Raw genomic sequence first — 21,362 nt, 5'->3', positions numbered from 1 at the left:
GCGATCTCCTTCGGCATCGGGGTTAGCAGCGGCCATCTCAGATTACGCCGCTGCGCAGCAGGTCGTGCATGTGCAGAGCGCCGATCGGGCGGCCCGCCTCGACCACTGCGAGGGCGGTGATCATGTTGTCTTCCATGATGCGCACCGCCTCGGCGGCGAGCATGTCCGGTGTCGTCGTCTTGCCGCCTCGGGTCATCACGTCGTCGACCTTGAGCAGGTCGAAATCGCCGCGTTGGTCCAGCGTGCGGCGCAGGTCGCCGTCGGTGTAGACACCGACCAGGCGCTGATGTTCATCCACCACGCAGGTGAAGCCCATGCCTTTGCGTGTCATCTCCAGCAGCGCCACGCGCAGGGGGCTGCCGGCGGGCACGCAGGGCAGACGCTCGCCACCGTGCATCAAATCGCTGACGCGCAGCAGCAGCCGCTTGCCCAGGGTGCCGCCGGGGTGTGACAGGGCGAAATCCTCGGGGCTGAAGCCGCGTGCCTCGAGCAGCGCCAGAGCCAGGGCGTCGCCCATCGCCAGGGCCGCGGTGGTCGACGAAGTGGGCGCAAGATCGTGCGGGCAGGCCTCGCGCGAGACGCCCACATCGATATGCACGTCGCTGTAGCGCGCCAGGGTCGAGTGGGGGCGGCCGGTGAGGCTGATCAGCGGGGCGCCAGGCGCTTGAACAGGGCGATCAGGCCGGTGATCTCCTGGGTCTCGCCGGAGTTGGAAAGGGCGATCACCACGTCACCTTCGGTCACCATGCCCAGATCGCCGTGACTGGCCTCGCCGGGGTGCAGATAGAAGGCCGGCGAGCCGGTGCTGGCGAAGGTGGCCGCCATTTTGCGCGCGATATGCCCGGACTTGCCCATGCCGGTGACGATGATCCGGCCGCGGCACTCGAGCAGCGTGCGGCAGGCGTGATCGAAGCTGACATCGAGCTTGTCGATCAGCTCGTTCAGGGCCTGCTGTTCGAGAGTGAGCGTGCGCCGGGCGCTGGCGCGGAAGTCGAAGGTGGCGTCTGGGGTCATGGTCCTGCTCTGTCGTCCTGCTATGTGTCGTCCTGCTTTATCGTGCTGCGATGTCATGCTGCGTGGCCGTAACCGGTCAAGGGGCGTAATCGGTAAAGAGCCGTGACCGGTGAAGCATCGGCTGGCTCACCCCTGTCGGCTGTCTTGTCCCTTTGGACTGTCTTGCCCCTTATCGGGTGGCGCTCGGGCGCGGACACGCTAGGGTTGGAGCAGTATACCGTCGATCGTACGCACTTGTTATCGCGCACGGCGGATACGCATCGCTGGCGGCGAGTCAGTATCGTGGCCGACGACGCGCATGGCTGGCCGCTTTCCGCCAGGTTAGGATACAATGTTCGATAATCTTTCGAACCAGAGTGGTGGAGGGTGCATGAATGACCCGATGATGGTCGAGGTCAAGGACCTGCATTTCGCCCGCGGCAGCACCGAGGTGTTTCGCGGCGTCGATCTGCAGATTCCGCTCGGCAAGATAACCGCCATCATGGGGCCGAGCGGCACCGGCAAGACGACCTTGCTCAAGCTGATCGGCGGGCAGTTGACGCCGGATCGCGGACAGGTGCTGATTGGTGGTCAGGATGTGCACAAGCTGCCGCGGCGCGCGCTTTTCAAGCTGCGTCGACGCATGGGCATGCTGTTCCAGAGTGGCGCGCTGTTCTCCGATCTGGACGTGTTCGAGAACGTGGCTTTCCCGCTGCGCGTCCATACCGAGCTGCCCAACGCCATGATTCGCGACATCGTGCTGATGAAGCTGCAGGCAGTGGGACTGCGCGGCGCGCGACACCTGATGCCGTCGGAGCTCTCCGGCGGCATGGCGCGACGGGTGGCACTGGCGCGGGCAGTGGCGCTGGATCCAGACCTGGTGCTCTACGACGAGCCCTTCGTCGGCCAGGACCCGATCTCGATGGGGGTCCTGGTGCAGTTGATCAAGAAGGTCAATCAGGCACTCGGGCTGACCGCGATCGTGGTCTCCCACGACATCAAGGAGACGCTCTCCATCGCCGACTATGTCTATATCATCGCCGACGGCAAGGTGATGTCCCACGGCACGCCGCGGACGCTGGATGTCGACGAGGACGCCCATACACGTCAGTTCGTCCACGGCGAGCCCGACGGGCCAGTACCGTTCCACTATCCGGCGCCGGATTTCTACGACGATATCCTGGCGCCCGCGGGGCAGTTTTCATGATCGATCGTATCGCCGCACTGGGCCGGGGCACGCTCGACGTGCTCATGGCGATCGGGCGCGCCGGGCTCTTTCTGGTGCAGTCCGTTTTCTGCCTGCCTTCGCGCGAGGGGTTCTACCTGTGGGTGCGCCAGATGCACTTCGTTGGGGTGATGTCGGTGGCCATCGTGCTGGTCTCGGGCCTGTTCATCGGCATGGTGCTGGCGCTGCAGGGCTATACCATTCTGGTCGGTTTCGGTGCTGACGAGGCGCTGGGACAGATGGTGGCGCTGTCGCTGGTGCGTGAGCTGGCACCGGTGGTCGCGGCACTGCTGTTCGCCGGTCGCGCCGGCTCGGCGCTGACCGCCGAGATCGGTTTGATGAAGGCCACCGAGCAGCTCACCAGCATGGAGATGATCGGGGTCGACCCGCTGCGCCGCATCGTTGCGCCGCGCTTGTGGGCCGGTTTCGTGTCGCTGCCGATCCTCACCGTGATCTTCGCGGTGGTCGGTATCTGGGGCGGTCATCTGGTCGGGGTCGACTGGCTCGGCGTGTATGACGGCTCCTATTGGAGCAACATGCAGGACAGCGTCGACTTCGTCGGCGATGTGCTCAACGGCATGGTCAAGAGTCTGGTGTTCGGCCTGGTGGTGACCTGGATCGCGGTGTTCCAGGGCTACGATCTGGTGCCCACCTCGGAAGGCATTTCCCGCGCGACCACTCGTACGGTGGTCTACGCTTCGCTCGCGGTACTGGGCCTCGATTTTGTGCTCACCGCGTTGATGTTTGGAGATTTCGGATGAAGCGCAATAGCGTCCTCGAACTGGGTGTCGGTCTGTTCATGCTGGCCGGCATCCTGGGATTGGTGTTCCTCGGGCTGCGGGTGAGTGGCCTGGGCGTCGGCGTACCCCAGAACACCTTCACGCTGACGGCCAACTTCGCCAACATCGGCGGGTTGCGCCCGCAGGCGAAAGTGACCATGTCGGGCGTGCGCATTGGCAAGGTGACCGATATCGAGCTCGATCCCAAGTGGTTCGACGCTAAGGTCACCATGCAGATCGATTCGCAGTTCGACGGCAAGCTCTCCGACGACACCACGGCGGCGATTCTCACCGCCGGTCTGCTCGGTGAGCAGTATGTCGGCCTGACCGTGGGCGGGTCGCCCAAGATGTTGCACGATGGAGACGTCATTCACGACACCCAGCAGGCGCTGGTGCTGGAGCAGTTGATCCAGCAGTTCGTGTCGAACATGGCCAAGTGATCGCAGACAAGGAGTCGATGATGAACGCAATTCGCTGTTACCGCCGCTATGCCGGCTTCGTGGCCGCTCTGATGCTGGCGCTGTGCGCCGTGGTTCCGACCGCGCAGGCGCAGACCCAGACACCCACCGAGGTGATTCGCCAAAGCGTCGATTCGCTGATGTCGGAGCTCGAGGGCAAGAAGGATTACTACGCTCAGCACGAAGACGAGCTGGCTAAACTGGTCGATAGCAACATGGCGGATGTCGCCGACTTCCGTTACATCGGTGCCAGCGTGATGGGGCGCTATTTCCGGGCGGCGACGCCGGAGCAGCGCTCGCGCTTCGTCAAGGTGTTCCGCAAGACCTTGATCGATACCTACGCCAAGGGCCTGGTCACGTTCGACTATAAGACCCTGCGGGTGAAGGATGCCGAGGACGCCGGCCGTTACGACGATCAGGCCTCGGTGCCGGTCGAGGTGGTGTCGACCAACGGCAAGACCTATCCGGTCAACTTCACCCTGCGCCAGAGCGACGGCCAGTGGAAGGTGATCAACGTGATCGTCAACGGCATCAACCTGGGGCTGACCTTCCGCAATCAGTTCGATCAGTCGATGCGTGACAATGATCGCGACTTCGACAAGGTGATCGACAATTGGGCGCCGAAGGTCGACACCGATCAGCTCGAGAAGGGTGGCGATTCGTGAGTCTGCTGCTCGAGCGTGAGGACGCCACGCTGGAGGTGGTCGAGGGTAACGTGCTGACCATCCGCGGCGAGGCGGACTTCGACAGTGCCGGCCCGCTGGCCCAGGCGGGCCGGCACTGGCTGGCAGACCAGCCGGCCGAGACGCAGGTCTCGTTCGATCTGACCGCCGTGGAGATCGCCAGCAGCGCCGTGCTCAGCGTGCTGCTGGTATGGGTGCGCAGCGTGCAGAAGCATTCGCTGCACCTGGAGCGTGTGGCGCTCTCGCGCCCGCTGCGCCGGCTGATGGACATTACCGAGCTAGGGCCGCTGCTGCCGGCCCGCGAAACCACCTGCCGTGGTGACGAGTCGCCTGCCTCGTCCTGAGGCAGCCTCGTTTGATAGCTAGGGCGGTGGAGGGGGGCGCGGCGCCTGGTGGTCCGCGTCTCTCTCTTCTCCTTTCGATACCCACGCCGTTGTGGCTGATCTGGCTTGCATCGTTTTTGCCTGTCTATGACGTCGCCAGGGCAGGGCGTTTTCCGCTACCATATGCGGCTTTCCCTGCGCATCCGGCGCAGCAGTCACACGGGAGCCGAGTCTATGCAACCCAGCGACGTCAAACGTCTGCTCGAAGATCGAATCGACGGCTGTGAATTCCATATCCAGGGCGAGGGCTGCAACTTCCAGGTCGTCGCCGTGGGCGAGGTCTTTGCCGATCTCAACAAGGTCAAGAGCCAGCAGCTGATCTACGCCGCCCTCTCCGACGAGATCGCGTCGGGCGCGCTGCACGCCATCACCATCAAGACCTTCACCCCGGCGCAATGGGCCGAGGCGCCGGAAAACGCGGGGTTCTGAGCGTATCCGCCGCCGCGGCGGCGGATACGCGTTCGTCACGGTCGGTCATCTGGCCACTTCTTTTCGATCTATAGCGAACCTCCATGGACAAGCTGATCATTACCGGTAACGGCCCGCTCGACGGCGAGGTCTGGGCCAGCGGGGCCAAGAACTCGGCGCTGCCGATCCTGGCGGCGACGCTGCTCGCCGACGAGCCCGTCACCATCGGCAATCTGCCGCACCTGCAGGACATCACCACCACCCTCGAGCTGCTCGGCCGCATGGGCATCGAGCCGGTGATGGGCGAGAAGATGAGCATTCAGATCGATGGCTCCCAGGTGCGCGACAGTCACGCACCCTACGAGCTGGTCAAGAAGATGCGCGCCTCGATCCTGGTGCTGGGCCCGCTGCTGGCGCACTTCGGCACCGCCGACGTGTCACTGCCGGGCGGTTGCGCGATCGGCTCGCGTCCGGTCGACCTGCATATTCGCGGGCTCGAGGCGATGGGCGCCGACATCCGCGTCGAGGGCGGCTACATTCGCGCCCGCGTCGATGGCCGGCTCAAGGGCGCCACCATCTTCTTCGACACCGTGACCGTGACCGGGACCGAGAACCTGCTGATGGCAGCGACCCTGGCCGACGGTATCACCACGCTCGAGAACGCCGCGCGGGAACCGGAAGTGGTCGACCTGGCGGAGTGCCTGATCGCGATGGGCGCCAAGATCAGCGGTCACGGCAGCGACACCATCGTGATCGAGGGCGTCGAGCGGCTCCACGGTTGCCACTACGATGTCATGCCCGACCGTATCGAGACCGGCACCTTCCTGGTGGCGGCGGCGGCCACCGGCGGGCGCGTGCGCGTGCGCAACACCCGCGCCGACATCATGGAGGCCGTGCTCAGCAAGCTCGAAGAGGCTGGCGGCAAGATCACCTCCGGTGAGGGCTGGATCGAGCTCGACATGCAGGGGCGTCGGCCGCGGGCGGTGAACATTCGCACCGCGCCCTATCCGGCTTTCCCGACCGACATGCAGGCGCAGTTCGTGGCGCTCAATGCGGTCGCCGAGGGTACCGGCACCGTGGTCGAGACGATCTTCGAAAACCGCTTCATGCACGTGCAGGAGCTCAACCGCATGGGCGCGCACATTGCCCTGGAGGGCAATACTGCGGTGGTGACCGGGGTCGAGCGACTCTCCGGGGCGCCGGTGATGGCGACCGACCTGCGCGCGTCGGCCAGCCTGGTGGTGGCGGCGATGGTGGCCCAGGGCGAGACCCTGGTCGATCGGATCTACCACATCGACCGCGGCTATGAGTGCATCGAGGAAAAACTGCAGCTGCTGGGTGCGCGGATTCGCCGCGTGCCGGGCTAGCCGGGTGTAGAGATACCATGAGCGATCAACTGATTCTCGCGCTCTCCAAGGGGCGTATTCTCGAAGAGACGCTGCCGCTGCTGGCGGATGCCGGGGTGGTGCCGGCGGACGACTTCGGCAAGAGCCGCAAGCTTTTGTTCGATACCAACCTGCCCGACGTCAAGCTGGTGGTGATCCGTGCGGTGGATGTGCCCACCTATGTACAGCTGGGCGCGGCCGATCTCGGCGTGGCGGGTAAGGACGTGCTGCTCGAGCATGGCGCCGAGGGGCTATACGAGCCGCTCGATCTGGAGATTTCGCGCTGCCGGCTGATGACCGCTGGGATCGTCGGCGCCCAGCCGACGCACGCGCGGCGCCGGGTGGCGACGAAGTTCGTCGAGGTCGCACGCCGCTATTATGCCGAGCAGGGCATCCAGGCCGAGGTGATCAAGCTCTATGGCGCGATGGAACTCGCCCCGCTGATGAATCTGGCCGACGAGATCGTGGATATCGTCGATACCGGCAACACCCTGCGTGCCAACGGCATGGAGCCGCGCGAGCTGATCGAGGAGATCAGCACTCGACTGGTGGTCAACAAGGCCTCGATGACCATGAAGCATGCGCGCCTGAAACCGCTGATCGAACGCCTGCGTGGCGCCGTCAGCGCCCGCCGCGAGAGCACCTGATCCTGAGTGATGTGCCGTGCGTCCGTGCCGGACGCCGGTAATGACCGAGAGAGTGAATCGATGAGCCAAACTCCGACCATCGCCCGCCTGAACACGCGGGATGCCGACTTCGATGCGCGCCTCGACGCGCTGCTGGCCTGGGAGGGTGTGTCCGATCAGGCGGTGGCGGCGCGGGTCGACGAGATCCTCATGGCGGTACGTCAGCAGGGCGACGCGGCGCTGATCGAATACACCCAGCGCTTCGACCGGCTGACCCTTGCCAGCGTGGCCGATCTCGAAATCGCTGGCGAGCGCCTGGCCGCGGCTTACGCCGGGCTGCCGGATGCGCAGCGCGACGCCCTCAGCCATGCCGCGGAACGCATCCGCAGCTACCACGAGCAGCAGAAGCCCGGCTCCTGGCAATACGAGGAGGCCGACGGCACGCTGCTGGGGCAGAAGGTCACGCCGCTCGATCGGGTGGGCATCTATGTGCCTGGCGGTAAGGCGGCCTATCCCTCCTCGGTGCTGATGAACGCGATTCCGGCCCAGGTCGCCGGGGTGTCGGAGATCGTCATGGTGGTGCCGACACCCGATGGGGTGGTCAACGAGCTGGTGCTGGCGGCGGCGCACCTGGCCGGCGTGCACCGGGTCTTCTGCGTCGGTGGCGCCCAGGCGGTCGCGGCGCTCGCCTACGGCACCGAGAGCGTGCCGCGGGTGGACAAGATCGTCGGCCCCGGCAACATCTATGTGGCTACGGCCAAGCGCGCGGTGTTCGGTCAGGTGGGGATCGACATGATCGCCGGGCCGTCGGAGATTCTGATCGTCTCCGACGGTGGTACCGACCCCGAGTGGCTGGCGCTGGATCTGTTCTCCCAGGCCGAGCACGACGAGGATGCCCAGGCCATTCTGGTGACCTGGGACGCCGATCACCTGGAAGCGGTACACGCCGCCATCGAACGGCTGCTGCCGACCCTGGAGCGCGCCGAGATCATTCGCCAGTCGCTGTCGCGGCGCGGTGCCCTGGTGCTTTGCGACGGGCCCGAGCAAGCGGTGGCCCTGGTCGACCGTATCGCTCCCGAGCACCTGGAGCTGTCGGTAGCCGCACCGCGTGAGATGGCCGAGCAGGTGCGCCATGCCGGTGCCATCTTCATGGGCCGCTACACCGCCGAGGCACTGGGTGACTACTGCGCCGGTCCCAACCATGTGCTGCCGACCTCGGGCACGGCCCGTTTCTCCTCGCCGCTGGGGGTTTACGATTTCCAGAAACGCTCATCGCTGATCGAGTGCTCGGCCGCCGGTGCCGACCGCCTTGGGCGTACCGCCTCGGTGCTGGCCCGGGGTGAGTCCCTCACCGCCCACGCGCGCTCGGCAGAGAGTCGCTGGCAGCGCTGAGCCGCTTTGCTGCGCCGTAGGCAGTGTCGTACCAAAGCCAATGATCGCCGCCCTCGGGGCGGCGATCTGGTTTGTGGGAGTAGGATGTCAGTATGGGAGGGCGGTATCAGCCGGCCTCGGGCGTCGAGGCGCTGTCACTGGGCGTGTCCGAACGCTCCGAGTGCGAGCCCTTGGCGCCGCTCTCCGGCGTGGAGGTGCCGTCAGTATCGTGTTTGGCGTCTTCGGCACTGGGTTCGGGGCGCTCGCCAACGGTGAGCGTCACTTCGCGCTTCTCGCCATCGCGCAGGATGGTGATCGGCAGTTGGGTGCCGGGGGATATCTCGGCGATATCGACCATGGTCTCGCGCGGGTCGAGAATCGGCTTGCCGCGAATTGCCAGCAGGATGTCCCCCGGTTCGAGCCCGGCCTTGGCCCCCGGGCCGCCGGCCACCACGTTGGCGATGATCACACCGCTCAGGGTCTTGAGTCCGAAGGAGGCGGCCAGATCGGGGGTCATCTGCTGGGCGTCGATGCCCAGCCAGCCGCGGATGACACGACCCTGAGTGACGATGTCGTCGAGGATGCTGCGTGCGAGATTGGTGGGAATGGCGAAGCCGATACCCTGCGAGCCCCCGGAGCGTGAGAAGATCGCGGTATTGATGCCGACCAGCGAGCCGTTGGCATTGACCAGAGCGCCGCCGGAGTTGCCGGGATTGATCGCAGCGTCGGTCTGGATGAAGTCCTCGTAGGCGTTGAGTCCGATATGGTCGCGCCCGGTCGCGCTGATGATCCCCATGGTCACCGTCTGGCCGACGCCGAACGGGTTGCCGATCGCCAGCGCCACGTCGCCGATGGCGACGTTTTCGGAATTGCTGAGCTTGATCACCGGCAGGTTCTCGAGGTCGATCCTGAGCACCGCCAGATCACTTTCCGGGTCGGTGCCGATCACCTTGGCGATCGCCTCGCGCCCGTCACGCAGCGCGACCTGGATCTCGTCGGCGTCGTTGATCACATGATTGTTGGTGAGGATGTAGCCATCCTTGCTGACGATGACGCCGGAACCGAGGCTCGACAGCATGCGCTGACGCTGCGGTAGATTCTTGCCATAGAACTGACGGAAAAAGGGGTCGGACATCAGCGGGTGCTGGCGGGTGTCGACGATCTTCGACGAGTAGACGTTGACCACGGCCGGGGCAGCTTGATTGACCGCCTCGGCGTAGCTCACCGTCGGATTGCCGCGTACCAGCGGCGGTGCTTCCTCGACGCTGGGCGCCTCGCGTCCACTGCCGGCGGGGAGGTGAGCGGTGGTAGTGTGGTTAGCGTTGGAAGCCTGGCCGGAGGCGGGGCGGTCAGCGCCGCCGCCGAGCAGCGACGGGAAGGCGTAGAGCAGCACGATGGCGAGCAGGATGCCGCAGACGGTGGGCCAGAATAGCGCGGCAAAGTGACGGCGCATGCGCGAGGGTCCTTGGGCTGATAGCGGCCACGGGAGGTCGCCACCGGGGTGTCTGTCCGGGATATATGGCGGTCGCGAGCCGCGCGTTGCGGCCTGGCGCCGAATGCCCTGGCGGCGCCTGTGATGCCGCGGGCGGGCACAGGGGCTCGACGGCGTCGACCTCGAGTGCGAGTGTAACATTCATCGATGACTTTGCGCGGGAGAGAGCATGATTTCACGAGCAGCCCTTCAGGCGGCGATCGACGCCGAACTGCGTCCTGAAGCGTTCAAGGACTACACCGTCAACGGCCTGCAGGTCGAGGGGCGTGAGCGCATCGCTAGGGTGATGACCGGGGTGACGGCGTGTCAGGCGCTGCTCGACGCGGCGGTGGCCTGGGAGGCCGATGCGGTGCTGGTGCACCACGGCTATTTCTGGAAGAACGAGCCGGTAGCGGTGACCGGCATGAAGCGCCGCCGCTTCGCCACACTGCTGGGCCACGACATCAATCTGCTGGCCTACCATCTGCCGCTGGATGCCCATCCTGAACTCGGCAACAACGCCTGTCTCGGTCGGAGGCTGGGGCTGGTGGCCGAGCGCTGCCTGGATGGCGAGCTGGGGCAGGGGCTTCTGTGGTACGGCGCCCCCGATACTGGGCTCGACGGGGCCACGCTGGACAGCCACGCGCTCGCCGCTCGAGTCGAGTTGGCGCTGGGGCGACGGCCGCTACTGATCGAGGGGCATAAGGGGCCGCTGGAACGTATCGCCTGGTGTACCGGTGGCGCCCAAGACATGCTGCCGCTGGCCGCCGAGGCCGGGGCGCAGGCGTTCATTTCCGGCGAGATTTCCGAGCGTACCACCCATCTGGCGCGGGAGTTGGGGATCACCTATCTGGCGGCGGGGCATCACGCCACCGAACGCGATGGGGTCGAGGCGCTGGGCGAGTGGCTGGCGGCACGTTTCGATATCGAGCACCGTTTCGTGGATATCGATAACCCCGCTTGAGCGCGATCAGCGCAGAGGGCGAGGAGGCGAGAGCGCGCGCGGGGGCAGCAGGGGGCGGGCTGCCGCCTGGCGAGGCGCCGGCGGCAGTGAAGCGAGTGTGGACTCAGTAGCGCGGCGGCTGGCTGACGTTCTCTTCCTCTTCGCGCTTCTTGCGCACGCCGTAGTCCTCGGACAGTGTACCGCGGTTGCCGTCGGCGTAGTCCCGCGGAACCTGAGGTACATCGATGTTGGCGTCCTCTTCCTCGCTCTGGCCATGCAATCGGCGCTTGAGCTGCAGGTCGTCGACCAGGCGATCGGCGCCATGTACCAGATGGCTCTCGAGCTCCTGGCTCTGGCGCTGGATGCTGGAGGCGAGATCGGCGACCTTGGCGAATGGTCGTTGAGCGAGTCGCGGACCTGATTGAGCTCGAGTTCGGTTTCGGCAAGACGCTGACGCACCTTCTGATTGCGCGCCACGTTGGCGTTGAGCAGATGGTAGCAAAGGGCGCCGATACCGATGCCCGCGAGGAAGCAGGCGATGGCCAGAATCCAATCGATATTGCTTTCGTTCACTATGCGCTCCTTTGGCGTCGTGCCCGATCTCGGCGTGACCGGCACGACCATGCTTGAGATCGTTGCGGACCCATTATCGACCGGTTCGGTGATGGGGTCAAACCTCGCGTGCGGGGATGACGCTGTCAAGACTTTCGTCGAGCGCTATAATCCCCCGCCACTCGTTCCTGCATGAGGCCACCGATCCGCCATGACTGCACCCCGCTCCGCGACGTCCGCTGCCAATGCCCAGACGCCGATCGCGCGTTACGCCCGACCTCGAGCGCGACGACTTCAGCTACGACGCGGCGCAGGAGAATGCCGTCAAGCATCTGCAGCGCCTGTACGACGATCTGTTGCGGGCGCCGGCGCCCAAGCCGTCCGTCACCGCCAGCGGCGAGTCGGCGCTGTCCAAGGTCGCGGGACTGTTCGGCAAGCGCAAGGCGGCCGCTCCCGAGGCGCCGGCCAAGCCTGCGGTCATGGGGCTCTACTTCGGGGCGGCGTGGGGGCGGCAAGACCTATCTGGTCGATGTGTTCTTCGAGGCGCTGCCGTTCGAGCGCAAGATGCACCCACTTCAATCGCTTCATGCAGCGTGTCCACCGCGAGCTAGACGCCCACAAGGGGGAGAAGAACCCGCTGACCCAGATCGCCGCGCAGTTCGCGCGCGAGGCGCGGGTGATCTGCTTCGACGAGTTCTACGTCAAGGACATCACCGACGCCATGATCCTGGCAACCTGATGGAGGCGCTGTTCGCCCAGGGCGTGGTGCTGGTGGCGACCTCCAATATCGTGCCCGACGACCTCTACAAGGATGGCCTGCAGCGCTCGCGCTTCCTGCCGGCGATCGATCTGCTCAAGCGCAATTGCGAGGTGGTCAACGTCGACTCCGGGGTCGACTACCGCCTGCGCGCGCTCGAGCAGGTGGAGATCTTCCACTCGCCGCTGGACGCCGAGGCCGAGCGCTCGCTGGCCAGGAGCTTTCGATCGGTCGCCGGCAGCGAAGGGCGCGAGAATGCCAAGCTCACCGTCAATCATCGCGAGCTGAGCGCGCGTCGGCTTTGCGAAGGGGTGGTGTGGTTCGACTTCAAGATGATCTGCGACGGGCCGCGCAGCCAGAACGACTACATCGAGCTGTCGCGTGAGTATCACACGGTGCTGGTCTCCAACGTGCCGCGCATGGGCGCGGGCAGCGACGATCAGGCGCGTCGCTTCATCAGCATGGTCGACGAGTTCTACGATCGCGCGGTGAAGCTGCTGCTCTCGGCCGAGACCGAGGTCGAGTCGCTCTATACCGGCGGCAATCTCAGCTTCGAGTTCGAGCGCACGCTGTCGCGGCTGCAGGAGATGCAGTCGCGGGACTATCTGGCGCTGGCTCACAAACCTTGAAGGGTAGGGCATGGCGGGGTGGTGCGAGGCAGGCTCGTATCCCTCTTTCGCCGCCCGGAGGGCTCGTGTACAATACGCGCTCTTCGATCCGTTGCCGCTCCTGCCGGGAGGGGCAACCCAAGAAAAATAGGGATGGTCGAGAAGCCTGGCTTCGAGACCCAAATACGCTTATTTGGTGAAACACTCATGAAGACGTTCAGTGCCAAGCCGCAAACCGTGCAGCGCGACTGGTATGTCGTCGATGCATCGGGCAAGACGCTCGGTCGTCTGGCGACGGAGATCGCCCGCCGCCTGCGTGGCAAACACAAGCCGGAATACACCCCGCACGTCGACACCGGCGATTACATCGTCGTGGTCAACGCCGAGAAGGTGCACGTCACCGGCAACAAGGCGCAAGCCAAGAATTACTACCGTCATACCGGTTACCCGGGTGGCCTGCGCTCCATGTCGTTCGAGAAGCTGATCGACCACGCTCCCGAGCGTGTGATCGAGAGCGCCGTCAAGGGCATGCTGCCCAAGGGTCCGCTGGGTCGTGCCATGTACGCCAAGCTCAAGGTGTACGCCGGTACCGAACATCCGCACGCCGCGCAGCAGCCGCAAGAACTGAACATCTGAGGGTAGACCGCAATGGCACAACAGTACTACGGCACCGGGCGTCGCAAGACCTCTACCGCTCGTGTGTTCCTCAAGCCGGGCACCGGCAAGATCACCGTCAACAGCCGTGAGCTGGGCGAATACTTCGGTCGCGTCACCGCGCAGATGGTCGTGCGTCAGCCGCTCGAGCTGACCGAGACCACCGGCCAGTTCGACGTCTACATCACCGTTCAGGGTGGCGGCGGTTCGGCCCAGGCCGGCGCCATTCGCCACGGCATCACCCGTGCGCTGATGGACTACAACGAAGAGCTGCGCAAGCCGCTGCGTGCTGCCGGCTACGTGACCCGCGACGCGCGCGAAGTCGAGCGTAAGAAAGTCGGTCTGCGTAAAGCCCGTCGTCGTCCGCAGTTCTCCAAGCGCTGATCCGTTCCGGATCCCACGCGCGCTCGACGCCCGACTCACCATGGTCGGGCGTTTTGCTGTTGGTACCTTTGCTGGCGATGCCGGTGCGCTGGCCGTACGGTCAGCGAGCCCCCTGGCGGGTTGCCCGCCGTGTTATCATTGACAGCTGAATCAATGCGAGGAATGTTTCATGGGTGTAGTGGCCAAGCGATCGTCGATGACTTTCTACTCCGGCAGCGATGATCACTTCAGTCATCGCGTGAGAATCGTGCTGGCCGAAAAGGGGGTTGCCGTCGATATCCTGGATGTCTCGGCCGACGAGCACAACGCCGAGCTCGCCGATCTCAACCCCTACAACAGCGTGCCCACGCTGCTCGATCGTGACCTGGTGCTCTACGAGTCCAAGGTGATGATGGAGTATCTCGACGAGCGCTTCCCGCATCCGCCGCTGCTGCCGGTCTATCCGGTGGCGCGCGCGCAGAGCCGCCTGTGGATGCACCGCATCGAGCGCGAGTGGTGTCCGCTGGTCGAACAGATCCAGCAGGGCCCCAAGAAAGACGCCGAGAAGGCGCGCAAGGAGTTGCGTGAGAGCCTGGCGGGCATCTCACCGATCTTCGAGGACATGCCCTACTTCATGAGCGAAGAGTTCACCCTGGTCGACTGCTGCATCGCACCGATTCTATGGCGCCTGCCGGCGCTGGGCGTAGAGCTGCCGGAGAAGCAGGTCAAGCCGCTGATGAGCTACATGGAGCGCGTGTTCGCGCGCGATGCCTTCAAGGCATCGCTGTCCGAGTCCGAACGTGAGATGCGCAGCTGAGACCGCTTGCCGGTCAAGCCGCTCGAGAAGGAGGTGACATGCTGACCAGTCGTCCCTATCTGGCGCGAGCCCTGTACGAATGGCTGCTCGACAACGATCAGACGCCTTACATCGTGGTCGACGCCGGCAAGGCGGGCGTGCGCGTGCCACAGCAATTCGTGCAGAACGGCCAGATCGTGCTCAATATCGCACCGGCTGCGGTGCGCGATCTGCAGATCGACAATACCGCGCTGACTTTCGGTGCCCGCTTCAGCGGTCAGCCGATGCAGGTGGTGGTGCCGACCGACGCCCTGATCGCTATCTATGCGCGTGAAAACGGTGTCGGCATGGTGTTCGGGCAGGAGCCGGTGATGCCCGAGTTCTCCGCCGACGAGGAGGCGGAGCAGGAAGACGACGGCCGCCCGGTGCTCGAAAGCGTCGACGATGCCTCGGCCGATGCCGAGACGTCCGACGCCGACGATGGTCCTCGCCCCGAGAAGGGCAAGCCGTCGCTGCGTATCGTCAAGTAGTCGGCCGGTGTCGGCTCCGCCGACGGCCTAAGAGATAGCCGCCTTCCATGGTGGCCATAAAAAACCGCCGCCGAGTTCGACTCGGCGGCGGTTTTTTCATACCTTGGTTAATCTCGTCAAAGTCGCGCTGGCTCGAGCCAGCGCTGGCGGCCTTTCTACCAATCCTAGTTGAGGTATTCGAAGACCTTGACGATGCGCTGTACGCCGCCGACGCCCGAGGCGGCGTTGACCACTTCGCCTGCCTGCTTCTGGGTCACCAGGCCCATCAGATAGACCGTGCCGTTTTCGGTGATCACGCGGATCAGGTTGGCATCGATATCTTCGTTGGCGACTAGGTTGGCCTTGATGCGCCCGGTGATCCAGGTGTCGGTCATGCGCTGGCTGACCGGCGTGTTGGCCGAGACCATCAGCTCGTTGTGGACCTGGCGCACGCTGCGCACCTGCTGGGCGATCTCTCCGGCTTTCTGCTTGAGCTCCTGGCTGGGCACCTGGCCGGTCAACAGCACGTTGCTGTTGTAGCTGTCGACGTTGATATGGGCGTCGCCGAAGCGCGCGTCGGCCGCCTGCAGGTCACCGAAGATCTTGCTCTGGATGGTGCTGTCCTCGACCTTCGCCCCTGGCGTACGCTCGGCGTAGTTCTCCTGGGTATTCTGGCTGGCACAGCCGCCCAGGGTGAGCAGGGCGATCACGCATGCGGAGAGAATCAGTGTCTTCTTCATGGGGTTCACTCGTTGCTGCCGAAAAGTTGTTGATCGATCAAGTCGCACAGACAGTGGATGACCAGTAGATGGACTTCCTGGATGCGCGCGGTAGAGGTCGCCGGCACGCGGATCTCGCAATCCTCCTGGCCCAGCAGTGAGGCCATGTCGCCGCCGTCGCGCCCGGTCAGGGCGACCACGCTCATCTCGCGGTCATGGGCGGCCTGGATCGCCTGTACCACGTTGGCCGAGTTGCCGCTGGTGGAGATGGCGAGCAGGATGTCGCCCGGCTGACCCAGGGCCCGGATCTGCTTGGAGAAGACGTCGTTGTAGCTGTAATCGTTGGCGATCGAGGTCAGCGTCGAGGTGTCCGTGGTCAGAGCCAGCGCCGGCAGGCTGGGGCGCTCGCGCTCGAAGCGATTGAGCAGCTCCGAGGAGAAGTGCTGGCTGTCGCCGGCGCTGCCGCCGTTGCCGCAGGCCAGAATCTTGCCCTCGCTGACCAGGCACTGGACCATCATCTGGCTGGCGACCTCGATGAAGGGCGGAAGCACTTCGCTGGCGTAGGTCTTGGTATCGATGCTGGCGTTGAAGTGATCGAGTATGCGTGCTTGAAAGTCCATGGATCGCCTATTGGACGGTTAATATGCGTCGAATGCGGCACGAATCCAGTCGAATTCGAGATCGGGCTGGCTGCCGGTGACGCCGACGACGTCGAAGCGGCACGGACATGATAGCCGCTGTGCCTGGAGATAAAAACGCGCCGCGCGAACGAGGCGGCGCTGCTTGGCCGCGGTGATCGTCTCCAGCGGATGGCCGTAGTCGGACCGCCGACGGTGGCGCACCTCGACGAACACCAGGGTGTCACCGTCGCGCATCACCAAGTCGATCTCGCCGCCTTTGGCGTGCTGGTTGCTGGCCACCAGCGTCAGGCCTTGGGCGCTCAGCCAGCGGGCGGCGGCTTGTTCTACCGCCTGCCCGCGGGCGCGGGCATCAGTCTGCCGCGGCATCGCTTGCGTTGTCCGCGGCCGGGCCGAGCGGGTCGCCGGGTATAGCGCTGCCGGCGGAGGTGCTACCCGGAGTGGTGGCGCCTGAGGTGCCGCCGCTGTTGTTACTCGGCATGGGCTGGCTTTCGCTGGCGCCCAGGGTGGCACCGGGGGAGGCGAGCAGCGGCTGGGGTACGCCGGCCTGGAACACCGCCCAGGGTAGGGTGCGCTGGATGCGCCCGTCGTCACGCGCCTGCAGGTTGCCGGTGGCGCCGTACACCTGGGTGCTGGGCAGGGCCTGCAGCAGCGGCAGGCGGCGCGCCAGTTCCAGCGCGTCCACGCCCATGGCGTTGAGCTTGAGCAGGCCGGGGTCGTCCTGGGTCGCCAGCTGGCGGTAGGTGCTGGCGTAAGGCAGCGCGTCGACGCCGCCGGCGGCGGCATCGGGGATCATCCAAGGGAGATCGACGAACTGAACGTCGTTGAGATCGTGGTCGGCGCGCGGCTGCGGTTTGCCCTCGTAGACTTGCGAGGTGGCGTAGACCGGCAGTTTGCTGGCGTAGTAGAAGTCCAGCGTCGGCGGTACCTGACGGGCGTAGCTGGGCAGTGCCAGCAGGAACAGCATGTCCGGCTTCGACGAGCCGCCCTTGAGCATCTGGCTGACTGCCGTGGTGACCGAGCCCGAGGGGGGGTAGCTGACCACCGAGGCAATCTTGCCGCCGTCGTGCTGCCAGCGCTCGCGGAATGCCGCCAGCACCCGTGAGCCCCACTCGTTGTCGGGAACCAGGATGCCGGCGTTGCGGCGGCCGTCGAGATAGGCGCGCTGGGCCACCTGGCGCGCTTCGTCCTCGGCGGAGAGGCCGTACTGGAACAGTTCGGCGGCCTGATTGCGCGCGTGCTCGCCGTAGTTCAGGGCCAGCGTCGGCAGGGGCACGCTGGCGCGGGTCTCCAGCTGATTGACCTTGTCCTTGCTCAGCGGGCCGATGACCGCCTGGGCGCCGCCGAGCGTGGCCTGGGCATAGAGCGCATCGATGTCCTGCTGGCTCGAGTCGATGAAGGTGAGGTCGGGCATCTTCTCACCCTGGGCGCGGGCGTCGTCCAGGCGCGCCTGCATGCCCTGGCGGATTGCCTTGGCGACATTGGCCAGTGGCCCGCTCTCGGGCAGCAGCACGGCGACACGGTCGATCTCGCGACCCTCGACCTGATGCAGGGCGCTGAGCTCCTGTGGTAAGCGGCGGTTGGCCGGGTGGTCGGGATAGCGGCTGCGCCACTGGTCGAGGCGGTCGAACAGGCCGCGACATCGCCGCTGGCGCTACGATAGAGGCGCGCCAGAGCGACCCAGCCCTGTGTGATGGGGTCGTTGCTGCTGGCGGCGAGTTTGTCGAGACCGGCAGGGCTCAGGCGTGACAGCGGTTTCCAGATTTCGTCGTTGAGCTCATACGGGGCGTTGTCGCGCTGTAGACCGATGAGCAGGTCAGCGGCGGCCTCCGGCTCGCCGATCATATCCAGCGCGATGCCGCGGCGATAGCGCAGCGTCTGGGCGTCGGCGCTGGGGATGGCAATGCCGCTGTCGAGGATGTCGGTGGCGCGGACCACGCTCCAGCCATCCTTCTCGGCGAGGCCGGCATCCGACAACACCAGCGCCCAGTGCACGCGCAGGGCGGGGTCGAGCTGGCTGCCGTCGACCTGGCTCACGATCTCGAGCGCCTGCCGGGTATCCCCCTGGCGTGCTAGAATCTCCGCCGCCTGTACGCGCGTGGCCGCGGCTTGCTGGCCGCTCTGGCTGCGGGCCTGGTCGAGCAGCGTCTGAGCGTCGGGGCCGCTGCTGCCCGGCATCATGCCGGGTCCGGCGCAGCCGGCCAGGATCAAGGCTGCCATCGCCGGCAGGAGAAGTCGCCGCAGGGCGTAACGCATAGTGTCTGTCCCTTTTCCGTATTTGAGAGGCCGTGCGCTGTCGCGCCCCACTGGCGGTGACGGCGGCCGGTCTCGGTTCCCTCGTTCCGCTGGCGGCTGCCGGCCAGCGGCGGCGGCCGTCGGAACGACTCCCTGAACTCTCGCTGCCGAGCGCTCGCGATGAAGGCGTGGCGTCCGCGGCGTTTCTCCTCGCGATGAGCGGATCGTGCGCGAGACGCCCGGCACAGGGTTTTCCCATGCACCGCAACCCGGATGTTACCGAATGAGCGAGACAAATGAAGGCGTATTGTACGTGGTCGCCACGCCGATTGGGAATCTCGAGGACCTGAGCGCCCGCGCCGCGCGGGTGCTGGGCGAGGTCGATCGGATCGCCGCCGAGGATACCCGACATACCCAGCGCCTGCTGCGCCACCTGGGAATCGAGCGGCCGTTGGTCTCTCTGCACGACACACGAGGCCGCCCGCGCCGAGTGGCTGCGCGAGCGGCTGGCGGCGGGCGAGCGGCTGGCGCTGGTCAGCGATGCTGGTACGCCGCTGATATCCGATCCGGGATTCGTGCTGGTGCGCGAGTTGCGCCGCAGCGGTTTCCGGGTGGTGCCGGTGCCCGGCGCCTGCGCACTGGTAGCCGCGCTCAGCGTGGCCGGGCTGCCGACCGATCGCTTTCTCTTCGAAGGCTTTCTGCCAGCCAAGTCGACGGCGCGCCGACGCCAGCTGGAAGCGGACGCGGAGCGCACCGAGACGCGCGTCTTCTATGAGTCGCCGCACCGGATTCGCGATCTGCTCGCCGACCTGGAAGCGACGCTGGGGGCGCGCCGGGTGGTGCTGGCACGGGAGCTGACCAAGACCTTCGAGACGCTGCTCGAGGGCACGCCCGACGAACTGCTGGCGCGCATGGCGGCGGACCCGGATCAGACCCGTGGCGAGTTCGTGGTCATGGTCGCCGGAGCCGAGCCCGCCGAGCGCACTTTGGACACCGCCGAGGGCGAAGCGCTGATCGCCGCGATGCTGGCCGAAGGCGTTGGCGTCAAGAGTGCTGCGGCGGTGGCGACCAAAGTGCTCGGTGGGCGCCGCAAGCAGTGGTATCAGTTGGCCTTGGCGCAGCAGTCCGACGCACCCTGAGAGGGCGTTTACAAAATGCCTGCGCTCGGCAATACGGCGTTAAAATCGGCCTCGTACGCGAGCCCGGTCAAAATACTCATTTACCCCGTGTAAACTGGAACGCCAGCCCGGTCCTTTTTTCGACCGATTTTGCCTTGGCTACGCGCCCCGGTCTTGCCTTCGCTCGCCGAGTTTGTAAACACCCTCTGAGAGGCGCTTGGTGCGTCGCCGTTCGGCGACAGGTGGGGCGCCGCGCGTCGATGGCTGCAGCCCAGTGTTGAGAGGGGCAGGGGGTGCTGCTATTCTTGCGCGCTTGGGAGTTGGCCAGACAGTCGCCGCCGGTTGATCCGGGGGAGGAAAGTCCGGGCTCCATAGGGCAAGGTGCCAGGTAACGCCTGGGCGGCGCAAGCCGACGGCCAGTGCAGCAGAGAGTAGACCGCCTAAGCCGCTTCGGCGGCCGGTAAGGGTGAAAGGGTGCGGTAAGAGCGCACCGCGCGCCTGGTAACAGTGCGTGGCACGGTAAACCCCACCTGGAGCAAGACCAAATAGGGATCCTTCGGCGCGGCCCGCGCTGGATCCGGGTAGGTTGCTCGAGAGGCATGGCGACGTGCCTCCTAGATGAATGACTGTCCTCGACAGAACCCGGCTTATCGGCCGACTCCCACCTCTTTTCTTCGCCGTTCGAATACCGAGATCCGCATGCTGCACCGCGACAAGGCTCCACAGGCACCCGACGATGGCGCGGCCGGCTCGCCGGACTACCGCCACACCAGCGTGCTGCTCGATGGCGCCGTCGATGCCCTGGTGCGCTCGCCGCACGGCTTTTACCTGGATGGTACCTTCGGGCGCGGCGGCCACTCGCGGGCGATTCTCGAGCGCCTGGCCCCTGAAGGGCGGCTGCTGGCGATCGACCGCGACCCCCGCCGCGCTGGCCGCAGCCGCGGCGATCACCGACCCGCGCTTTGAGATCTGTCCCGGGGTCTTCGCCGAGCTCGATCGACATGCCGCAGCCGCAGGGTTGAGCGGCCGGCTCGATGGTGTACTGCTCGACGTCGGCGTTTCCTCGCCGCAGCTCGACGACCCCGAACGCGGTTTCAGCTTCCTGCGTGATGGCCCCCTGGACATGCGCATGGACCCCGACTCCGGGGTCGGTGCTGCCGCTTGGATCGCGCACAGCGACGAGCAGGAGATGGCGCGGGTGTTCAAGACTTACGGCGAGGAGCGCTTCGCCAAGCGCATCGCGCGGGCCATCGTCGCGGCGCGGCGTGAGGCGCCGATCGCGCGCACCCAGCAGCTGGCCGAGATCGTCAAGGCTGCGCACCCGGCCTGGGAGAAGGGCAAGCACCCGGCGACCCGGGTGTTCCAGGCGATCCGCATCCATCTCAACGACGAGCTGGGCCAGCTCGAGCGCGCGCTGAGCGCGGCGCTGGAGACCCTGGCCCCGGGCGGGCGCCTGGTGGTGATCAGCTTTCACTCGCTCGAGGATCGGCTGGTCAAGCGCTTCATTCGCGATCAATCCCGCGGCGACACCCACTTGCCCCGCGGCATGCCGATACGCGAGGATCAGCTCAACAAGCGGCTCAAGCCGGTGGGCAAGGCACTGCGCCCCGGTGAGCGCGAAGTCGATGGCAATCCCCGTGCGCGCAGCGCGGTGATGCGCATCGCCGAGAAGTTGGCGTAAAGGAGCT

General features: G+C 65.8%; 21 protein-coding genes, 1 other RNA gene and 5 pseudogenes. 20 read left to right on the top strand and 7 right to left on the bottom strand.

The genetic code is table 11. The annotated features are described in order from the left end of the window. Positions 1 to 37: 37 nt before the first annotated feature. Positions 38 to 1,014 (bottom strand): annotated as a pseudogene (locus CN538_RS19515) (KpsF/GutQ family sugar-phosphate isomerase). Positions 1,015 to 1,384: 370 nt separating this feature from the next. Between CN538_RS19515 and CN538_RS19510 the strand changes: the two are divergent. From CN538_RS19510 to hisD, 9 genes are all read left to right on the top strand, one after another. Next, complete coding sequence (locus CN538_RS19510; RefSeq protein ID WP_035473820.1) at positions 1,385 to 2,200, top strand: ABC transporter ATP-binding protein; 816 nt, start codon at positions 1,385 to 1,387, stop codon at positions 2,198 to 2,200. Then, complete coding sequence (mlaE, locus tag CN538_RS19505) at positions 2,197 to 2,979, top strand: lipid asymmetry maintenance ABC transporter permease subunit MlaE (protein WP_106420493.1); 783 nt, start codon at positions 2,197 to 2,199, stop codon at positions 2,977 to 2,979. Before CN538_RS19510 ends, mlaE begins: the two co-directional genes overlap by 4 nt. Further along, positions 2,976 to 3,437: an outer membrane lipid asymmetry maintenance protein MlaD gene (mlaD, locus tag CN538_RS19500; RefSeq protein WP_035473816.1), complete on the top strand. Its 462-nt coding sequence runs from the start codon at positions 2,976 to 2,978 to the stop codon at positions 3,435 to 3,437. The genes mlaE and mlaD overlap by 4 nt, the downstream gene beginning before the upstream one ends. Positions 3,438 to 3,457: 20 nt before the next feature. After that, positions 3,458 to 4,120 (top strand): MlaC/ttg2D family ABC transporter substrate-binding protein, encoded by a 663-nt coding sequence (locus tag CN538_RS19495; protein ID WP_106420492.1) that lies wholly within the window; start codon positions 3,458 to 3,460, stop codon positions 4,118 to 4,120. Continuing rightward, the gene (locus CN538_RS19490; protein ID WP_106420491.1) at positions 4,117 to 4,482 is read left to right on the top strand and encodes an STAS domain-containing protein; all 366 of its coding nucleotides are present in this window, start codon (positions 4,117 to 4,119) and stop codon (positions 4,480 to 4,482) included. Before CN538_RS19495 ends, CN538_RS19490 begins: the two co-directional genes overlap by 4 nt. A 213-nt stretch (positions 4,483 to 4,695) precedes the next feature. Beyond that, on the top strand, positions 4,696 to 4,950 hold the full coding sequence (locus CN538_RS19485) for a BolA/IbaG family iron-sulfur metabolism protein (RefSeq protein WP_106420490.1): 255 nt from the start codon (positions 4,696 to 4,698) through the stop codon (positions 4,948 to 4,950). An 83-nt stretch (positions 4,951 to 5,033) separates the two neighbouring features. Beyond that, on the top strand, positions 5,034 to 6,296 hold the full coding sequence (gene murA / locus CN538_RS19480; RefSeq protein WP_106420489.1) for a UDP-N-acetylglucosamine 1-carboxyvinyltransferase: 1,263 nt from the start codon (positions 5,034 to 5,036) through the stop codon (positions 6,294 to 6,296). Positions 6,297 to 6,313: 17 nt separating this feature from the next. Further along, positions 6,314 to 6,961: an ATP phosphoribosyltransferase gene (gene hisG, locus CN538_RS19475; protein ID WP_106420488.1), complete on the top strand. Its 648-nt coding sequence runs from the start codon at positions 6,314 to 6,316 to the stop codon at positions 6,959 to 6,961. A gap of 60 nt (positions 6,962 to 7,021) precedes the next feature. Then, the gene (hisD, locus tag CN538_RS19470) at positions 7,022 to 8,332 is read left to right on the top strand and encodes a histidinol dehydrogenase (RefSeq protein ID WP_106420487.1); all 1,311 of its coding nucleotides are present in this window, start codon (positions 7,022 to 7,024) and stop codon (positions 8,330 to 8,332) included. A gap of 106 nt (positions 8,333 to 8,438) precedes the next feature. Here the strand turns inward: hisD and CN538_RS19465 are convergent, their stop codons facing one another. Next, positions 8,439 to 9,764, bottom strand: a complete 1,326-nt coding sequence (locus CN538_RS19465) for a Do family serine endopeptidase (RefSeq protein WP_106420486.1) — start codon at positions 9,762 to 9,764, stop codon at positions 8,439 to 8,441. Between the two features lie 208 nt (positions 9,765 to 9,972). On the opposite strand from CN538_RS19465, the gene CN538_RS19460 reads away from it, so the two are divergent. After that, a complete protein-coding gene (locus tag CN538_RS19460; protein ID WP_106420485.1) occupies positions 9,973 to 10,746 on the top strand; it encodes a Nif3-like dinuclear metal center hexameric protein in 774 nt (257 codons plus the stop codon). 103 nt (positions 10,747 to 10,849) lie between these two features. Here CN538_RS19460 and CN538_RS23750 read toward each other — a convergent pair whose 3' ends face one another. Beyond that, complete coding sequence (locus CN538_RS23750; RefSeq protein ID WP_242495410.1) at positions 10,850 to 11,005, bottom strand: Z-ring associated ZapG family protein; 156 nt, start codon at positions 11,003 to 11,005, stop codon at positions 10,850 to 10,852. Between CN538_RS23750 and CN538_RS23745 the strand changes: the two genes are divergently transcribed. The 7 genes and pseudogenes from CN538_RS23745 to CN538_RS19430 all read left to right on the top strand — a co-directional run bounded on the left by CN538_RS23745 (position 11,000) and on the right by CN538_RS19430 (position 14,985). Further along, positions 11,000 to 11,146 (top strand): hypothetical protein, encoded by a 147-nt coding sequence (locus CN538_RS23745; RefSeq protein ID WP_242495409.1) that lies wholly within the window; start codon positions 11,000 to 11,002, stop codon positions 11,144 to 11,146. The two genes, CN538_RS23750 and CN538_RS23745, sit on opposite strands and share 6 nt — an antisense overlap. Before the next feature lie 117 nt (positions 11,147 to 11,263). Next, positions 11,264 to 11,473: a hypothetical protein gene (locus tag CN538_RS20550; RefSeq protein ID WP_164999452.1), complete on the top strand. Its 210-nt coding sequence runs from the start codon at positions 11,264 to 11,266 to the stop codon at positions 11,471 to 11,473. 15 nt (positions 11,474 to 11,488) lie between these two features. Then, positions 11,489 to 12,663, top strand: a pseudogene (zapE, locus tag CN538_RS26590) (cell division protein ZapE). 186 nt (positions 12,664 to 12,849) lie between these two features. Further along, positions 12,850 to 13,278 (top strand): 50S ribosomal protein L13, encoded by a 429-nt coding sequence (gene rplM / locus CN538_RS19445; protein ID WP_035473795.1) that lies wholly within the window; start codon positions 12,850 to 12,852, stop codon positions 13,276 to 13,278. 12 nt (positions 13,279 to 13,290) lie between these two features. Beyond that, positions 13,291 to 13,680 (top strand): 30S ribosomal protein S9, encoded by a 390-nt coding sequence (gene rpsI / locus CN538_RS19440; protein ID WP_035473793.1) that lies wholly within the window; start codon positions 13,291 to 13,293, stop codon positions 13,678 to 13,680. Positions 13,681 to 13,849: 169 nt separating this feature from the next. Continuing rightward, positions 13,850 to 14,476, top strand: a complete 627-nt coding sequence (gene sspA, locus CN538_RS19435) for a stringent starvation protein SspA (RefSeq protein WP_106420484.1) — start codon at positions 13,850 to 13,852, stop codon at positions 14,474 to 14,476. Positions 14,477 to 14,514: 38 nt separating this feature from the next. Then, positions 14,515 to 14,985: a ClpXP protease specificity-enhancing factor gene (locus tag CN538_RS19430; RefSeq protein ID WP_106420483.1), complete on the top strand. Its 471-nt coding sequence runs from the start codon at positions 14,515 to 14,517 to the stop codon at positions 14,983 to 14,985. Between the two features lie 164 nt (positions 14,986 to 15,149). On the opposite strand, the gene CN538_RS19425 is transcribed toward CN538_RS19430, so the two are convergent. The 4 genes and pseudogenes from CN538_RS19425 to CN538_RS19410 all read right to left on the bottom strand — a co-directional run bounded on the left by CN538_RS19425 (position 15,150) and on the right by CN538_RS19410 (position 18,499). After that, positions 15,150 to 15,704 (bottom strand): BON domain-containing protein, encoded by a 555-nt coding sequence (locus tag CN538_RS19425; RefSeq protein WP_106420482.1) that lies wholly within the window; start codon positions 15,702 to 15,704, stop codon positions 15,150 to 15,152. Between the two features lie 5 nt (positions 15,705 to 15,709). Beyond that, positions 15,710 to 16,303, bottom strand: coding sequence for a phosphoheptose isomerase (locus tag CN538_RS19420; protein WP_035473784.1), 594 nt, complete (start codon positions 16,301 to 16,303; stop codon positions 15,710 to 15,712). A gap of 18 nt (positions 16,304 to 16,321) precedes the next feature. Further along, complete coding sequence (locus CN538_RS19415; protein WP_035473782.1) at positions 16,322 to 16,690, bottom strand: YraN family protein; 369 nt, start codon at positions 16,688 to 16,690, stop codon at positions 16,322 to 16,324. Further along, positions 16,674 to 18,499 (bottom strand): annotated as a pseudogene (locus tag CN538_RS19410) (penicillin-binding protein activator). Before CN538_RS19410 ends, CN538_RS19415 begins: the two are co-directional and overlap by 17 nt. 340 nt (positions 18,500 to 18,839) lie before the next feature. Between CN538_RS19410 and rsmI the strand changes: the two are divergent. From rsmI to rsmH, 3 genes and pseudogenes are all read left to right on the top strand, one after another. Beyond that, a pseudogene (gene rsmI, locus CN538_RS19405) lies at positions 18,840 to 19,695 on the top strand (16S rRNA (cytidine(1402)-2'-O)-methyltransferase). A 295-nt stretch (positions 19,696 to 19,990) separates the two neighbouring features. Beyond that, positions 19,991 to 20,340, top strand: an RNA gene (gene rnpB / locus CN538_RS19400) — RNase P RNA component class A. Positions 20,341 to 20,373: 33 nt separating this feature from the next. Then, a pseudogene (rsmH, locus tag CN538_RS19395) lies at positions 20,374 to 21,355 on the top strand (16S rRNA (cytosine(1402)-N(4))-methyltransferase RsmH). The last annotated feature ends 7 nt before the right edge of the window (positions 21,356 to 21,362 follow it).

Origin of the sequence: Salinicola tamaricis, assembly GCF_003006155.1 — a bacterium.
Lineage (GTDB): Bacteria > Pseudomonadota > Gammaproteobacteria > Pseudomonadales > Halomonadaceae > Salinicola > Salinicola tamaricis.
The sequence above is the reverse complement of the archived record's forward strand: the minus strand, read 5'-3'. Positions and strand labels throughout refer to the sequence as shown.

Bases quoted from the DNA above. Each gene is read 5' to 3' on its own strand.
- CN538_RS19510 (WP_035473820.1), top strand. From the start codon at position 1,385: ATGAATGACCCGATGATGGTCGAGGTCAAGGACCTGCATTTCGCCCGC.
- mlaE (WP_106420493.1), top strand. From the start codon at position 2,197: ATGATCGATCGTATCGCCGCACTGGGCCGGGGCACGCTCGACGTGCTC.
- mlaD (WP_035473816.1), top strand. From the start codon at position 2,976: ATGAAGCGCAATAGCGTCCTCGAACTGGGTGTCGGTCTGTTCATGCTG.
- CN538_RS19495 (WP_106420492.1), top strand. From the start codon at position 3,458: ATGAACGCAATTCGCTGTTACCGCCGCTATGCCGGCTTCGTGGCCGCT.
- CN538_RS19485 (WP_106420490.1), top strand. From the start codon at position 4,696: ATGCAACCCAGCGACGTCAAACGTCTGCTCGAAGATCGAATCGACGGC.
- murA (WP_106420489.1), top strand. From the start codon at position 5,034: ATGGACAAGCTGATCATTACCGGTAACGGCCCGCTCGACGGCGAGGTC.
- hisG (WP_106420488.1), top strand. From the start codon at position 6,314: ATGAGCGATCAACTGATTCTCGCGCTCTCCAAGGGGCGTATTCTCGAA.
- hisD (WP_106420487.1), top strand. From the start codon at position 7,022: ATGAGCCAAACTCCGACCATCGCCCGCCTGAACACGCGGGATGCCGAC.
- CN538_RS19465 (WP_106420486.1), bottom strand. From the start codon at position 9,764: ATGCGCCGTCACTTTGCCGCGCTATTCTGGCCCACCGTCTGCGGCATC.
- CN538_RS19460 (WP_106420485.1), top strand. From the start codon at position 9,973: ATGATTTCACGAGCAGCCCTTCAGGCGGCGATCGACGCCGAACTGCGT.
- CN538_RS23745 (WP_242495409.1), top strand. From the start codon at position 11,000: ATGCAATCGGCGCTTGAGCTGCAGGTCGTCGACCAGGCGATCGGCGCC.
- CN538_RS20550 (WP_164999452.1), top strand. From the start codon at position 11,264: ATGGCCAGAATCCAATCGATATTGCTTTCGTTCACTATGCGCTCCTTT.
- rplM (WP_035473795.1), top strand. From the start codon at position 12,850: ATGAAGACGTTCAGTGCCAAGCCGCAAACCGTGCAGCGCGACTGGTAT.
- rpsI (WP_035473793.1), top strand. From the start codon at position 13,291: ATGGCACAACAGTACTACGGCACCGGGCGTCGCAAGACCTCTACCGCT.
- sspA (WP_106420484.1), top strand. From the start codon at position 13,850: ATGGGTGTAGTGGCCAAGCGATCGTCGATGACTTTCTACTCCGGCAGC.
- CN538_RS19430 (WP_106420483.1), top strand. From the start codon at position 14,515: ATGCTGACCAGTCGTCCCTATCTGGCGCGAGCCCTGTACGAATGGCTG.
- CN538_RS19425 (WP_106420482.1), bottom strand. From the start codon at position 15,704: ATGAAGAAGACACTGATTCTCTCCGCATGCGTGATCGCCCTGCTCACC.
- CN538_RS19420 (WP_035473784.1), bottom strand. From the start codon at position 16,303: ATGGACTTTCAAGCACGCATACTCGATCACTTCAACGCCAGCATCGAT.
- CN538_RS19415 (WP_035473782.1), bottom strand. From the start codon at position 16,690: ATGCCGCGGCAGACTGATGCCCGCGCCCGCGGGCAGGCGGTAGAACAA.